At 39.0% G+C, this 14302-nt stretch carries 15 protein-coding genes and 1 tRNA gene; 12 read left to right on the top strand and 4 right to left on the bottom strand.

The features are described 5' to 3' along the window. The 12 genes from OGX94_RS10890 to OGX94_RS10945 all read left to right on the top strand — a co-directional run. Positions 1-382: EAL domain-containing protein (locus OGX94_RS10890; protein ID WP_286569198.1), on the top strand; the 382-nt coding region annotated here is incomplete at its 5' end. Positions 383-647: 265 nt separating this feature from the next. Then, positions 648-1112 (top strand): methyltransferase family protein, encoded by a 465-nt coding sequence (locus OGX94_RS10895; RefSeq protein WP_003830841.1) that lies wholly within the window; start codon positions 648-650, stop codon positions 1110-1112. A 165-nt stretch (positions 1113-1277) separates the two neighbouring features. Next, a tRNA-Thr gene (locus OGX94_RS10900) sits at positions 1278-1353 on the top strand. A 175-nt stretch (positions 1354-1528) separates the two neighbouring features. After that, entirely contained in the window at positions 1529-2743 is a 1215-nt protein-coding gene (locus tag OGX94_RS10905; protein ID WP_112074897.1) for a tyrosine-type recombinase/integrase, read from the top strand. 326 nt (positions 2744-3069) lie between these two features. Beyond that, entirely contained in the window at positions 3070-3270 is a 201-nt protein-coding gene (locus OGX94_RS10910) for a helix-turn-helix transcriptional regulator (protein ID WP_000213227.1), read from the top strand. A 122-nt stretch (positions 3271-3392) separates the two neighbouring features. After that, positions 3393-3668 carry a hypothetical protein gene (locus tag OGX94_RS10915; RefSeq protein WP_043085806.1) on the top strand — a complete coding sequence of 92 codons (276 nt, stop codon included), beginning with the start codon at positions 3393-3395 and terminating at the stop codon, positions 3666-3668. 1291 nt (positions 3669-4959) lie between these two features. After that, positions 4960-5247 carry a hypothetical protein gene (locus OGX94_RS10920; protein WP_112074898.1) on the top strand — a complete coding sequence of 96 codons (288 nt, stop codon included), beginning with the start codon at positions 4960-4962 and terminating at the stop codon, positions 5245-5247. Positions 5248-5258: 11 nt separating this feature from the next. Continuing rightward, a complete protein-coding gene (locus tag OGX94_RS10925) occupies positions 5259-5534 on the top strand; it encodes a hypothetical protein (protein ID WP_112074899.1) in 276 nt (91 codons plus the stop codon). A 466-nt stretch (positions 5535-6000) separates the two neighbouring features. Beyond that, positions 6001-6258, top strand: a complete 258-nt coding sequence (locus OGX94_RS10930; protein WP_112074900.1) for a hypothetical protein — start codon at positions 6001-6003, stop codon at positions 6256-6258. A gap of 180 nt (positions 6259-6438) precedes the next feature. After that, a complete protein-coding gene (locus OGX94_RS10935; protein ID WP_112074901.1) occupies positions 6439-6699 on the top strand; it encodes a hypothetical protein in 261 nt (86 codons plus the stop codon). Between the two features lie 6 nt (positions 6700-6705). Beyond that, on the top strand, positions 6706-7080 hold the full coding sequence (locus tag OGX94_RS10940) for a plasmid mobilization protein (RefSeq protein WP_095661419.1): 375 nt from the start codon (positions 6706-6708) through the stop codon (positions 7078-7080). Beyond that, positions 7077-8525, top strand: coding sequence for a relaxase/mobilization nuclease domain-containing protein (locus tag OGX94_RS10945; RefSeq protein WP_177336223.1), 1449 nt, complete (start codon positions 7077-7079; stop codon positions 8523-8525). Before OGX94_RS10940 ends, OGX94_RS10945 begins: the two co-directional genes overlap by 4 nt. 104 nt (positions 8526-8629) lie before the next feature. Here the strand turns inward: OGX94_RS10945 and OGX94_RS10950 are convergent, their stop codons facing one another. The 4 genes from OGX94_RS10950 to nhaC form a co-directional block, all read right to left on the bottom strand. Next, on the bottom strand, positions 8630-9994 hold the full coding sequence (locus OGX94_RS10950) for an OLD family protein (RefSeq protein WP_177336222.1): 1365 nt from the start codon (positions 9992-9994) through the stop codon (positions 8630-8632). After that, entirely contained in the window at positions 9991-10941 is a 951-nt protein-coding gene (locus OGX94_RS10955) for a reverse transcriptase domain-containing protein (RefSeq protein WP_112074904.1), read from the bottom strand. Before OGX94_RS10955 ends, OGX94_RS10950 begins: the two co-directional genes overlap by 4 nt. A gap of 660 nt (positions 10942-11601) precedes the next feature. Next, positions 11602-12783, bottom strand: coding sequence for a MalY/PatB family protein (locus OGX94_RS10960; RefSeq protein ID WP_286569212.1), 1182 nt, complete (start codon positions 12781-12783; stop codon positions 11602-11604). Between the two features lie 12 nt (positions 12784-12795). Further along, positions 12796-14247: a Na+/H+ antiporter NhaC gene (gene nhaC, locus OGX94_RS10965; protein ID WP_181509423.1), complete on the bottom strand. Its 1452-nt coding sequence runs from the start codon at positions 14245-14247 to the stop codon at positions 12796-12798. Positions 14248-14302: the final 55 nt, after the last annotated feature.

Genomic DNA, 14302 nt, shown 5'->3' on the forward strand with positions numbered 1-14302 from the left:
GGCTCATGATGTCCCTCTGGGATGCGCTCCGGATGAATATGATGATCTCATATCAGGAACTTGTTCGCACCTTCCCTATCTCAATGAGTTAGACCTGGATGTAATCAAAATTGATAAAAGCTTCATTAAGGAAATTAAAGAGGTTGATCAATATATCCCTATGCTCGAGTCAATTACTCACCTTTCAGGACTTCTGGGGTTACGTACGGTGGCAGAGGGTGTTGAAAATGACTATCAGCAACAATGGCTGGGAAAAAATAATGTTGACTATCTGCAGGGGTATCAGTTTCTACCGCCAGTGACATTTAATGATTTTATCCGGTATTACCAGCAGTCAGTAGATTTGTTTGAGTCAGCGTCGGATTCACCTTTATCTACGTAATTCCTTTTTGACACGGTTATTACATATGAAGGGTAAAACCTTTAAACGAGTATGTGCTCTGAGCTGACATAGCCTGCAGCATGATTTTTTCCTGAACACCAGGGGCAGACGCCTCTGGTATGGGCGTCTTTGCATCGCTGCCTGTCTGTCTGATTAAGTAAAAAGTCCTATAGTGAGGTGTGCACCGTTTGTTTATGTATCATAAACGGGGTATTTATAGTGATATCAGCGTTAATCAAACAGGTACTGAGGTTTGCCCGTAGCCATGCGTCCTTTCCTGACAAAATTAAGAGTCTGGCTTCCACCACCTCTCATCCTGTTATTATTCCTCATCGCGGATGCGTTGACGGCGATACCGCGTTTCACATTTGGCGCGGTGACTATCGTGATAAGTGCATTGTTGGCTAGCGTCAGTCTGGCGATGATACTGCATACCGCGTGGCAGATGCGGAAGAAACGTACGACGCTAAACCCACTGCATGCAGAGAAATCGACCACGCTTGTTACTGGCGGATGTTACGCCTTGAGCCGCAATCCAATCTATCTTGGAATGAGTGGACTTCAGTTAGCTTTTGCTCTTTACGTCGGTAGCTTGATTGGAATATTGGCTGCACCGCTGTTTATGCTGGTGGTTGCCAGATTACATATTGATTTTGAAGAGGAACAACTACGAAAACATTTCGGGCCGGAATGGATACGCTATGAGCAGCGTGTTCGCCGCTGGTTATAGAATTCCCTTGCCGCGTACCAGGAAGCCTGTGACGACACGATTTGTGCGTAATTGAATGCGGATGATGCAAAAATAGGCGTTTGATTCGCAAGGCCATTGACGCACAGTCCGGTTAGTTTTAACCTTCTACCCCGTGTTCACATTCATGGGCACGTCCTTATCAGGGCCGATATAGCTCAGTTGGTAGAGCAGCGCATTCGTAATGCGAAGGTCGTAGGTTCGACTCCTATTATCGGCACCATCCTACCTATTTTAACGTCTCTCTAAGTCTACTCAAACACCCTTTAAACCCTTATAATACGCGGTTTCACGGCCCTTGTTGTCTCTGCTCGTCTACTCACGTTCACAGAAATCTACGGTGAGTTGGGGGTATCAATGGGGGTATTTGCTGTTCGGTCTAAAGGAGATACCCCCAGATGAAGCTCAATGCCAGACAGGTCGAGACTGCCAAGCCCAAAGAGAAACCCTACAAGATGGCTGATGGTGGTGGCCTCTACTTATTGGTTAAAACTAACGGGTCACGCTACTGGCGTTTAAAGTATCGTATCGATGGAAAGGAAAAGTTATTGGCGCTGGGGGTATATCCCGATGTGTCTTTGGCTGATGCCAGAGCAAAACGTGATGAAGCTCGAAAAGGTATCGCAGGGGGTATCGATCCTTTAGAGCTTAAGAAAGAACATAAAGCTGAACGTGAAGCGAAGGTCAAAAACACCTTTCAGCAAATTGCGCTCGAATGGCACAGCATGAAAGTGAAAAAATGGTCAGTTGGGTATGCCTCTGACATTCTCGAAGCTTTCAATAAAGATATTTTTCCTTTTCTTGGTCAACGGCCTGTTGCGGACATTAAGCCATTAGAGCTTCTTAATGTGCTTAAAAAAATCGAAGCCAGAGGTGCAACAGAGAAAGCAAAGAAAGTGCGCCAACGATGTGGTGAAGTGTTTCGCTATGCCATCGTGACAGGCAGAGCCGAGTATAATCCCGCTCCTGATCTCACCAGTGCCATGCAGGGGCATGAATCTACACATTACCCGTTCCTGACCACCGAAGAGCTTCCTGCCTTCTTTAAAGCCCTTGCTGGCTACTCTGGTAGTGAATTGATGGTGTTGGCAGCGAGATTGTTGATCCTTACTGGCCTAAGAACGGGTGAATTGCGTGGTGCCTTATGGTCGGAAATCGATTCCGAGAAATCGCTATGGGAAATTTCTGCTGAACGCATGAAAATGCGCCGTCCTCATATCATCCCGCTCTCTACCCAAGCGTTAGCCATTATCGAACAGATCAGAGCAATGACGGGGCAATTTCCTTTACTGTTTCCGGGACGCAATGATCCAAGCAAGACCATGAGCGAAGCCAGTATCAATCAGGTATTTAAGCGAATTGGCTATACAGGCCGGGTTACGGGTCACGGCTTCCGTCATACCATGAGCACCGTTCTTCATGAACAGGGCTACAACACCGCATGGATTGAAACCCAACTAGCCCATGTTGATAAGAATGCTATCCGTGGCACCTACAACCATGCGCAATATCTCGATGGCAGACGCGAGATGCTGCAATGGTATGCCGACTACATGGTAAGCCTTGAGAAAGGCGGTAATGTCGTACAGGGAACGTTTAATCGGCGTGGGTAAGGATAACTGCTGATGAAAGAAGGGTTATGTCTTAATGGTCATAGCCCTTTTTCTTGGCTAAAGCAGATAAGAATTAAGTCAGAATTTAAACTGATGTTTATTAAACAATTGATTAATAAGGAAATTATAAAATACCTTAAAACAGGAAAATAAATAGCACTTATTGCTAAATCGCTCTACACCCCGCCCAGTGACAGCTCTCCCGCCATTTCATATGTTTTTGTATGAAAAACACTCAATTCGAGTTCAATTCTGATTTTCCGAGGGTTGAACGTCATAAGCGATCTGCAGATACTACATTCATCAAAACAACAACGGAGAAATATATGACAACAAGAAAACTTATTCGCTTGCCAGAAGTGATGAATAAAACAGGATTTAGCAAAGCATGGATCTATAGACTTATTAGTAAGGGTGATTTTCCTAAGCCGATTAAGATTGGAATAAGAGCCTGTGCCTTTGTTGAAAGTGAGATTGATGAATGGATTGAACAACTGATCTATTCATCACGCAATACAGCAGCATAATAATATATTGGTTGTATGTGAAAGCAATATAAACATATATTTATAAAATACAACAATCCCTTTTAAATAATACATGAAAGTGTAGGGGGGATATTTACTTAACGATTAAATAAGGAACCAAAATGAAAAAAGAAAATAAGTGTAATAGTCAGAACTCAGCAGAACTTACAGCATTGTTAGAATACTCTCGCTTTACCAAGAAAGTGCTTGCGAAGCCTGCTAATGAAGTATTCGATCTATTTACTGACAAGTATTATATGGAAACTGTTTACGATGATATTATTGATAAAACGAAGAAGAGTATTGATCAAAGTCAGCATAGATTCATAGATTTTGAAGAGGTTAGAATAAATATAATGTGTATGCATACAGAGGCCATTATGATTTGTTATATGTGAAAATAAAATAGCTCAAAATGGATTATTTAGCGTTTAGAGATTTTATATGAGTAATATAGATATCTTAAGCAAAAGGTCAGATATACATCTGACCTTTATTAGGTTTGCTATTATTAATCGATAATGATTTTGTGAAATATTTTGTTTATTTCTATTGACTATTAAAATATAAGTCTTATAAAAAGTAAAGATACAAAAAAAGCCAGATCATAAATCTGACTTTTTAAGGACTAAAAAAGTTTTCGCTGACTTTTTTAAGTCTTGTAATCAGTTAGAGGAATAACGCGATTACAAATATAATAAAGTATTAAATAATCTTTTCATATTTGTCAAATCTAAATCTGAGCTTTTTACAAGTCTTTTAAATACCACTTCCAGAATCTTTAATGTCCTCGAAAGCAATCAAATTATAAACCTTTGTATCAGGTCTGCATATGTGGAGCAATTGAGCGCGAGTCGCTAATAAGAGATGTCCGTATGTTTTGTTGGTTGTAGGTATAGAAGGGGAAGCGACGTAATACCAACCCGAAGCGAAGTTCTAAACAGATAAGTGAAGTTGTATATGGAATAGCTATGAGAAAGCCCTACCTTTGTTGACAGCATAAATAGGGGATAACAATACATTAATCTGCATGAACGAATCTGGGGGTGTCGTAGGGTGTCCTACATTGGAAACGATGTAGAGCTTTAAGCCAGATCAACTTGGGTGAAGTCATATTTTTCATCTTGGTTTTCGCCAATCTTGATAGATTTTCAACAAAATAAGTTGAAAATTTCAGGAGGCGAAGCCTTGGGTGAAGTCCCATTTTCGGGGGCGAACACAAGGCAGTATATAGCTCCCAATAAAGCTAATTTTATTTATAGTAAAGGTGCCTTGTTTTATATGGCACCAATAAAATATAAAGCAGAACTAGATCTAAAAAATATATAGGGCGAAGCCTAATAAAGTAAAAAGAAAGCCATATATAAAAGATATAAAAAAAAGTCTCGCGCCAGATATCCCACCCTAGAACTTTTCCCGTTGTTATCCCTTCAAGATCCAAATCCTAAATAGAAATAGATCGGTATAATAGATCAATATATTGATATTGATAGATTTTACCAATCAAAAGGCACTCAATCGATCGTTATTAATTGTTTATAACGATCAATTACAGCTATTTGATAGTGTATAGCTATCAGTTCCCGTTTTTTCGATCGGTACAAACGATATGACTAGACATGAAAATAATTGAATCCTAAGGCGTTTACAGGTCAATCGTAGATCTGTGCTATTGGTGAAGGAAAAGGTATGCGGAAATTTATGTCAGTGGCAGGTCTTGCCGTCCTGCTAGCAGGGTGTGGCGATGATGGCATCTATGGCAACTATGTTAATCAACAGTTCGGCGTCAGGCTTGATATTCAGAAAGATGTGATCAAGTTTCGCGATGGTGTTTTTACCGTTAAAAGCTGGGATGAAAGCAAGAAACCCATCTATATCGCCAAAACGCAAAATAAAAATCTCGGATCTTGGACTTTTAAAATCGAAAAAGTCAAAGATGGAGTTGTTTACCAAGGTGCGGTTTTTAAGAAAGATTAGAGGAGTAGGAAATGGAAAATAATACCATTCAATGCCCATACTGTCTAAAAGAAAGCCCGAAAGGGGTTCACGTATGCACTGGATGTCAAGCAACTATATTATACGGTGCTCCGCCGGGTTGGTGTGTATTTTTAATAGTATTCAGCACCTTAATATTATCAGTTTTGATCGGTATGAGTTCAGGAATAATGGCTGCTAATATTAGTTTGTTTGTCATTGCGATTGTTGGGTTTATTATTAGCAAGTTGGCTTTTTCTGACAGGATTTCTTTCAGAAGGAGAATGTAAAATACGTATTCCAAGGTGATGGCTCGAAGTGTCGAACCATCACCCATATAAATTTTATTTCCTCATCTATATCATCAAGCACTAAATCGGAACCCGCAAGCGGGACCCCACGATTTAGCCCTTGACGATTTCCCCCCAAAGTTGCCATAAAGACAATATATTATTTACCCTATCTTTTATTTGCATTTTATTTATCGTGCAGTGTATTTATTTATGTAGCCGCTATTGACTATTTTTTTAGATCGGTTATTTATTTAAATATAAGTTGAGTTCAGCTTTTATTTTTTAGCTTTCGGAAACTGAGGCAAGGTGTAATCCCGTAGCCGGTATTATACCCAACCTTTCAGGTTGCCCTCTCTCACTTCGTTCGGAGGGTTGTTAAAAGCTCTACCCTTCCGCTGATTTCCCCTATCAAGGGGAAGCGGTAAATAGTTTTACAGTTCACTTCAAAACAAAAGGAATAAATATGAAAATAGTTTTATCAGTATCAAAATGTTTATACATAAACGATTTAGATCGCTTACTTCCCTGTAATCGTTTTTTTGTTCATTTAGATTATAAGAATATTAACAAAACAGAATCATTTGAGATGAATAGACACGACAAAGAAAGCTACAAACTTATCTTTGATAAGATTGTAGATAATGACGTAATGCTTGCTATTGATGAAGACATATACAGCGAAGTTATCGAAAACTTACTTTATTATTCAAATAAGAAATAAGGAGACATATATGATTATAGCAATAGGAATGATGCTTCTTTGTATCATGTTGGGAGGTTTCATGATCCGTAGTTGTATGGGAAAAACAAACTCTTCAAGTGAAGCAAAGCAATCAATATCAGATGTTAGGAAAATGATAGATAAAAAAGCTCTTATAAAATACAAAAGGAGCAATAGAATATGATTGATGATGATATAGAAAAGCAAATGAGTTTAAAAATTAAGTTTGAGTTATTAGCAAGATTTTTTTATTACATAGAACAAGATAAAGATATACCTTTTTGTGAAATAAATAGTGATGAACAAAGATTATGTTATTTTGTGTCCCATAGGTATATACAAGAAAATAAAGCTGATGATCTTCTAAAATCTTTGATTGATGAAAATGATGAAGACTATATAAAAGCTATAAGAGATTATATGTTTACTACAGGTGGATAATAAAATATGGATACAGACAGAAAAAGAGGTCGTATAGAATTAAATCACGAAGAACGCAGAGATATATCTATACAGTTCAGAGTAAACAAAGCAGAGTTTGAATATTTAAAAGAACTTGTTGAAGCATCAGGGCTTGAAAGAGGGCATTATATACGAAAAGAGATTTTAAACGCTGAGCCAGTTATTAAAAGGAAAATGCCTGAAGTAAACCAGAAGACCTATATACAACTTTCAGGTATAGGCAACAACATAAACCAAGCTGTTAAAAAATTAAATGGCAATGAGTATTTTGATAAAAATGAAGTTGATAAGCTTAATTTTAACATAAAGCAAGTTAGCAGAAGGATAATAGAAATAAATAAGGATTTAGATTATATATGAAAGGGAATGTAGCCAAAACAGGTAGATCATTTAAAAATAGAGTTGATTACATATTAAAAGATGATCACAGTTTTATTTGTAGCAATATGTCAGCAGATAAAAATAATGTTAGTGATTTAACTGATGAGTTCAAAGCTGTAAGCAGCTTTAGACAAGATATAAAAAAACCAGTCTTTCATGCGTTTTTATCTCTTCCAAAAAATGAACATTTAACCGATCAGCAATGGGAGGAGATAGCAAAAGACTATTTGAAAGAAATGAATATTGATATAGAAAAACATCAATATATTTGTGTGCGTCATAACGATACAGATAAAGAACATATCCATATAGTGGCTAACCGGATCGGCCTTGATGGTTCTGTATGGCACGGTCAGCACTCAGCATTTAATACAATAGCAGCTTGTGAACGTTTAGAAGTAAAGCACGGCTTAACCATTACGGATGGCTTAAAAGGTCAGAAATCGGACGTATCAGCACCAACCAAAGCTGAAATTGAGATGGCACTTAGAACAGGAGAAAAGCCAGCCCGTTTGGTGCTTCAAGCCTCTTTACAAGCGGCTATGACAGGAAAACCAGATCTTGAGACGTTCGTAGAACGTCTGCAGGCCGTAGGCATTGAACCGAGGTTCAATGTTGCCAGCACTGGCAACGTGGCGGGTTGTTCTTTCAGTGTGGGAGATGTGGCATTCAAGGGATCTCAGTTAGGCAAAAAATTTAGTTGGAACACTATAAAAAGTAAGGTGAAATATGACAAAAATAGAGATGATGAACTCGTTAGAAGATTCGCAGCAAGAAAAACAGATGACGAAATTAGTATTGGACGATCACTTATTGAATCAGATTTCAATGACAGTAGAACCTCTGACGGAATCAATGATGATATTATCGGAGTCGGTCAGTACGGCATTAAACCAGACACAACAGACACTAACCAGAGTGAACAACTCATTAGAAGCAACAACAACAGCTTTAGACTCAGCGAAAAATATAATAGACCAACAAGCACTAAAGTTAGAAGAACAACACAGAAAGCTACACAAGTACTCAACAGAGTTAAAGAACAACACAAAAAAAAATCAATCAAGACTTATAATCAAGGTAGCTTCAATAGTTGGCGTGATAAATCTGATAGCGGTTCTATCAGTAGGATACTTGATCACGCAGAAACAGCCACAACAGCCACGAATAAATTTAGACTCAAAGGCCGTAGCAGGTTCAATAGTAGAGCAACTAAGATCGAAGAAATAAGAGAAAAATTAGGTATAACAAAACCTGTTATTCATCCAAGGAACAAAGAAAAAATAGTTAAAGAAGAAATAAAGAAAAAACCATATTATATAGTTGAGCATGAAAATAGATTTAAATCTAGGTTGAGCGAGTATTTTAAAATCAACATACACAAACAAAAATATTTCGGCAGGAAACTAAATGTGAAAATATGAAAAACAATTGGCTTTATCAATAATTAGTATTAAAGCAAGGATGGCTGTTGAGCCTGACCGAAGGCAGGCTGTGCGTTAAAGTCATATTTACTCAATACAGTCCTCTACATTTTTAAAAAAGATGAAAGCCTGTTTTCAAAATTTAATACAGCTTCTTGATTATCTTTTTCTGCAATGTCGAATATCTTCTCCATATCAAATCCGTTCCTCTTTGTTAGTTTGTCAAAATATTTTTTGTTTCTTTTCTCTGGTTTCCCTTTTAATTTTCCAACATAAGGCAGATTGTATTGAGTATTATTGGATTTTTTAAAAATTTCCTTTTCAATTGAGTCGAAAGGTAAAAAGAGCAATTTAGATGCAATGCTTTTATTTTTTCCTAGGATTTCCTCCCTAACATCTCCATCTAAAATAACTAATACCTTCTCATCTCTCTCACATAGGAAAGACTCTTCTTTATTTCTTTTATAAAAATCAATAACGTTCTCACATCCTCCTATGCTAATAACCTCAATTTTTTCTTTTTTGTTAAGCGTTGACTCTTTAATGATTTTTTGCATTTTCATTTTAATATATTCTTTTAAAACCGAGTCCTCTGTTAGAATATACTTATCACTTCCCTTAAATTCAAACATAACTCCTTTAATATAACTATATCCTCTTTTCTTTAAATCAATATTCCCATTTGAATTTTCTAGGTAATAAATGTCTATGCCAATATCATCAATAGATTTTAACATCGCAAGGGAATGCGTGGTAAATATAAAGAACTTCTCATTTTCTTCACTCGATTTCTTAATAAGCTTCACGAGCCTTATTTGAGCGTATGAGTCTAACGACATATCTATTTCGTCAATTATAATCAATTTTGTATCTGAGTTTATAATCCTAAAAATATTAATTACAAAATACTCTCCAGAGCTGAAATAATCTTCGCGTATATAGTTGCTATTTCCAACCAGTCTGAAATAATATTCCTCTCCATTTATTTCTACTGATTTCAAATCTGAAAAATCTTTATAGGGATATATAAAAGTTAAGAACTGGATTAGTGCTTCAGGAGTCGAATATTCACTGTATGCTATTTTAATCCTTAATTCACCATCTATTTCGTTCAATCTAGAATATGAACCATAGCGTTTCCCATATGGTACGGGAAGTTCAACAACACCTAGGTTTTTTTGATTAACAATATTTTTACAATCTATTTGGTTTATAGCTGGATTGTATTTATACTCATAATGATCACCATCGATATCTATCGACAATTCACTATTTGGGTTGAATATAAATCGGTTTGATGTTTTTACAAAAATCGTAGGCTGGAATAAAATACCCATTGACTTTATTAACGTTGTTTTCCCGATTCCATTGTGGCTAACAATACAAAATATTTTACTTTCACTAAAGTCAAAGCTAGCGTTTAGATTTGATAGGTGTTGTATTTGGTTTATTGACAGTTCAAGTTTCATTTTACGAGACTCTTCCTAAGAAACATTTCAACTATTGTTGAACCATACTTTCTTTTTAATTTATTTATGTAAGCTTCATCAATCGTACTTATGTAATTAATCATGCCGGATAAATATCTTTTTACTTCCATTAGCTCAGGATCTTGAGAGTTAACGTTATTTAATTTTGATATATAGTGAAGTTTGGTTTCAATATTGTTTTTTATGGCTTTGTCAACAGAGATGTGTCCATCAGGCAAAATGCTGACGCCCATTATTTTACGGACACCACCTTTCTTTAAGAGTTTGGTCTTGTCAAAATTTAAAACAAATGTTTCACATTCTGAATTTATTATTTGTTGAATTGAGGAGAATATTTCATTTTTATGTATTTCTTTCTCGGACGAGATTATTAAATCATCAGAATACCGGGTGTATATGTATTCATTAGATGCGCTAAATTCTTTTAATTTTTTATCAGCATCACTGAAAAGAATATTACTTAGTGAAGGGGATGTGGAAAAACCTACTGGTAAGCAATCATTATAGCTTACAAGGTCAACTATTTTTGGTAAATATTCATTAATGTCAGATATAATAAACTCTTTAAAAATGTTTTCTAACTTACTTTGAATAAAGATTCGGGTGAAAGATGGGAAGAAGCTTTTTATATCTGTTTTGAAAATAAATGGATTCAATCTATGTGGATAAACACAATCGAATACATTAACCTTTTTTCTATAAGAAAAGACTACATCATCTATGATCTTAACCCTGTTAAAGATAGCTTCATTGAGAAAGCGATGTAGCAATCGGAGCTTATTAAATCCTTCTTTATATGCTACTATTTCTCGTCCTCTGAAAGTTTTTGTCTCCAAATAGTCCATCTTATTTAAACTAAAAAAATCAACAAAATCCATTGTATTATTGAAATAAATATCAAATATTTCTTTTATCTTTATGCTCATGCCGCACCACTGTTTATATCATTTTCATATAGATATCATATCGTATCTGCTGTGGAAAGACACTCTGGTGCTGAGGTATGTGAGGTATGTGAGGTATGTGAGATATGTTATACATACAAAAACCGCCTCGTTACATTGTGAGTTTAAACTGAAAACCATAAGGATTTCAATAAACTACATAGTAAGCGAAGCGGCATTGTAAGTGCATTAAAGCCTGTAGAGGCCGTTTACTGACCGGAGATTCTCGCTAGTCACGGCATGTAAGTAGTATATGCCTAAAAAATACACATGTAAAGCCCTTGAAGCTTTGTAATCTCCGGTTAGACAAAATCATAATGAAGAAAGAAAATCCATTGGGGGTATCTTTGGGGGTATCACCAAAGATGAATCATGATATTTTTATTATTAATCAAATGAATATGTTACAGGTATTGTTCCTATTATCGCACCATTTCAAACTCTTCCCAGGTCTACCGAAATCAACGCAAACCCCGTTTACTGCGGTTTTCAGCTCGCATATTATTTTCCGGGTAACCTGCACCACGTTCTCCGCATCGCCATTCTTGGTTGGTAGTTCAGAGCCCGTTAATCAGGCCTCGTCGAAATGGCTGATAATATCGAGCGGCCCTGTGCCAGGGCCGATTCGTTTACTGAGCAGATTCAGCAGGATGTAAATGCAATACGCTTTAAGCCCTCTACCGCTTTTTCGAGGTAGGCGCGTGGACATCCCATGTTCAGGCGGATAAAACCATTTCCAGCAGGACCAAAGCCATTTCCCATTGAAGGCGCAATACCGGCAACATCAAGCATTACCCATTTGAGCTGCTCATCATCCAGTCCAAGCGCTTTGCAATCTATCCACAGTAGATACGTTGCCTGGGAAGGAACAACCCGAGCCCATGGGAGATATTCATCAATTTGTTGAATAAACCAGCGTCGATTTTCAGCCAGATAGCCAAGTAACTCGTCTAACCATGGCGCACCATGTTGCCATGCTGCCGTACTCGCTTCGACGGATAGCGCATTGAATACATCCAGTCCATGCGCATCCAGACGGCGTAAAAAGTGTTCACGCAATGCCGGTGCCGGTATCAGAAAATTAGCAATACGCAATGTCGACAAACCAAACGTTTTACTGGCTGAAGTAGCTGAAATTACACGCGAATGCCAGCGTTCTCCCTGATGCAGAACTGAAGTAAATTGTTCTCCAGGAAGCAATAAATCTGCCCATATCTCATCAGACAGCAACGTCACATCATAGGTCTCGCATAGCGTAAGTAGCTGTTCCAGCTCTGGTGCAGTCCAACAACGACCGGTTGGATTATGCGGATTACATAAAATCATCAACGGCGGACGTTCAGTCCGGAATAACATTTCCAGGTGAGCAAAATCCATTTGATAACCGGTAGCCGGGTCCTCATTCAACGGATTTTCCAGCAGCTGTCTGCCGTTCAGAGAGATAATTTTAGCGAATGAACCATAATAAGGCCCCTGAACGACCACGCCTTCACCGGGTTGACTCAGCATTTGTACGAGTAGCGATAATCCCGGAACAACACCTTCAATACTGCAGATCCACTCTTGCTTGATTTCCAGCTGATGCCGGGTTGAGAACCATGAAATTAATGAATCAAAGTAGCTTTGTGGTCGTTCGCTGTAACCAAAAATACCGTGCCCTACGCGGTGAGTTAAAGCCTCCTGAACAGCGGGCGGGCAAGTAAAGTCAAAATCAGACACCCACATGGGCAACAGTTGATGTGTATCCTCGCCGAAATATCGCGCCATAAAGTCCCATTTCAGCGAGGCGGTATCGTGGCGATCGATAATCTTATTAAAATCCATTACATGCTCTCCCTATTCTGTTGCCGTGATATTTTTTTCTGTTTCTGTCACTGAAGGCGCCTTCGCAATACCGATTCCCGTGAAACCGTAAATCAAGGCGAAGAAGATTGCGGCATAGCACTGAATCGCCCATGGCAATAAATCCAGCGTGCTCACTCCTAATGTCGTGGCCATATAAACTCCGGCAGCTGTCCACGGCAACAACGGCTCAATAACGGTGCCAGCGTCTTCAATGGTGCGGGACAGATTTTTGGTATCCAGTCCCATACGACGGTATGCGTCTTTAAACAGTTCAGCTGGAACCAGAAGAGCCAGCTTGCCGTCGCTTGTGGCTCCGGTCACCAGAAGGGTGGTACCAATGGTTGCCGCAATTAACTGACCGACACTGTGAATGACCGTCAGTAAGCGGTTAATGATAATGTTGAGCGCGCCGGTTAACGTTAAGGCACCGGCAAAAGAGAATGCGCAAAATACCAGAAGGATAGTGCTCATCATTGAGAACATTCCGCCGCGGTTCAGCAGGCGCGGAACATCAGCAATAATGCCCTCACTCCCTTGCGGGAACATAGTAATGTTGAATCCATCTATAAAGGCATCCAGTCCCTGCTTGATGCTGAGTCCTTGCATGACAACGCCCAGAATCAGGGCTAATACGCATGCACTCAGCATTAAAGGAATGACCGGCTTTTTACGAATCGCGCCCCACAACACAATAACCGGCGGCAAAATCAGAATGATATTGAAGTGGTATAGCGACTCCAGAGCGTTGACAATATCGGTAACCCGTTGCGGCGTGGCGACCTCGCCGAGCATATTGCTGTGGCCGGCAATAAGATAAACCACGGCGGCAAGCAGAAAGCTGGGAATAGTGGTCCACAATAAGTGCTGGATATGCTCGAAAAGGGTGGTATCTGCAACAATGGCCGCAAAGTTGGTGGAGTCTGACAGCGGCGATATCTTGTCACCGAAGTAAGCGCCAGAAACAACGGCACCTGCCGCTGCTGCCATCGAGACATCCAGTCCGGCGGCAACGCCCATCAATGCTACGCCAACCGTTCCGGCGGAACCCCAGGAGGTTCCGGTACACACCGATACGACGCTGGTCAAAAAGAAGGCGGCGATGAGAATGTATTCGGGGCTGATGAGTTTCAGTCCCCAGTACACCATGTAAGGGATGGTGCCGCTGAACATCCATGTACCAATCAGTCCGCCAACACAGATAAGAATCATGATAACTGGCATTGCTTTGGCGAGTTTATCAACCACCGAATTAATGATGTCTTCCCAGCAATACCCTTGCCACCAGGCCATGCCCGCGGCGACTGCAGCAGAACATAGCAACAAGGGCTCAATACGTAGCCCCATGATGCCGTAGCCAATAATTAGCAGCAGTAGCATGGCTAAAATAGGGATCACTGCCAGTCCAAATGAGAGTGTTTTTTTCTGATTTTGAGAGGCATTCATTCATGAATCTCCAGTCTGTAAGGTCGCTCAAGAGTAGAGAACACCCTTTTGCCTG

Origin of the sequence: Citrobacter sp. Cpo037 (genome assembly GCF_030332945.1) — a bacterium.
Lineage (GTDB): Bacteria > Pseudomonadota > Gammaproteobacteria > Enterobacterales > Enterobacteriaceae > Citrobacter > Citrobacter portucalensis.

Coding starts and splice junctions, on each gene's coding strand:
- OGX94_RS10895 (WP_003830841.1), top strand. CDS start 648: ATGCGTCCTTTCCTGACAAAATTAAGAGTCTGGCTTCCACCACCTCTC.
- OGX94_RS10905 (WP_112074897.1), top strand. CDS start 1,529: ATGAAGCTCAATGCCAGACAGGTCGAGACTGCCAAGCCCAAAGAGAAA.
- OGX94_RS10910 (WP_000213227.1), top strand. CDS start 3,070: ATGACAACAAGAAAACTTATTCGCTTGCCAGAAGTGATGAATAAAACA.
- OGX94_RS10915 (WP_043085806.1), top strand. CDS start 3,393: ATGAAAAAAGAAAATAAGTGTAATAGTCAGAACTCAGCAGAACTTACA.
- OGX94_RS10920 (WP_112074898.1), top strand. CDS start 4,960: ATGCGGAAATTTATGTCAGTGGCAGGTCTTGCCGTCCTGCTAGCAGGG.
- OGX94_RS10925 (WP_112074899.1), top strand. CDS start 5,259: ATGGAAAATAATACCATTCAATGCCCATACTGTCTAAAAGAAAGCCCG.
- OGX94_RS10930 (WP_112074900.1), top strand. CDS start 6,001: ATGAAAATAGTTTTATCAGTATCAAAATGTTTATACATAAACGATTTA.
- OGX94_RS10935 (WP_112074901.1), top strand. CDS start 6,439: ATGATTGATGATGATATAGAAAAGCAAATGAGTTTAAAAATTAAGTTT.
- OGX94_RS10940 (WP_095661419.1), top strand. CDS start 6,706: ATGGATACAGACAGAAAAAGAGGTCGTATAGAATTAAATCACGAAGAA.
- OGX94_RS10945 (WP_177336223.1), top strand. CDS start 7,077: ATGAAAGGGAATGTAGCCAAAACAGGTAGATCATTTAAAAATAGAGTT.
- OGX94_RS10950 (WP_177336222.1), bottom strand. CDS start 9,994: ATGAAACTTGAACTGTCAATAAACCAAATACAACACCTATCAAATCTA.
- OGX94_RS10955 (WP_112074904.1), bottom strand. CDS start 10,941: ATGAGCATAAAGATAAAAGAAATATTTGATATTTATTTCAATAATACA.
- OGX94_RS10960 (WP_286569212.1), bottom strand. CDS start 12,783: ATGGATTTTAATAAGATTATCGATCGCCACGATACCGCCTCGCTGAAA.
- nhaC (WP_181509423.1), bottom strand. CDS start 14,247: ATGAATGCCTCTCAAAATCAGAAAAAAACACTCTCATTTGGACTGGCA.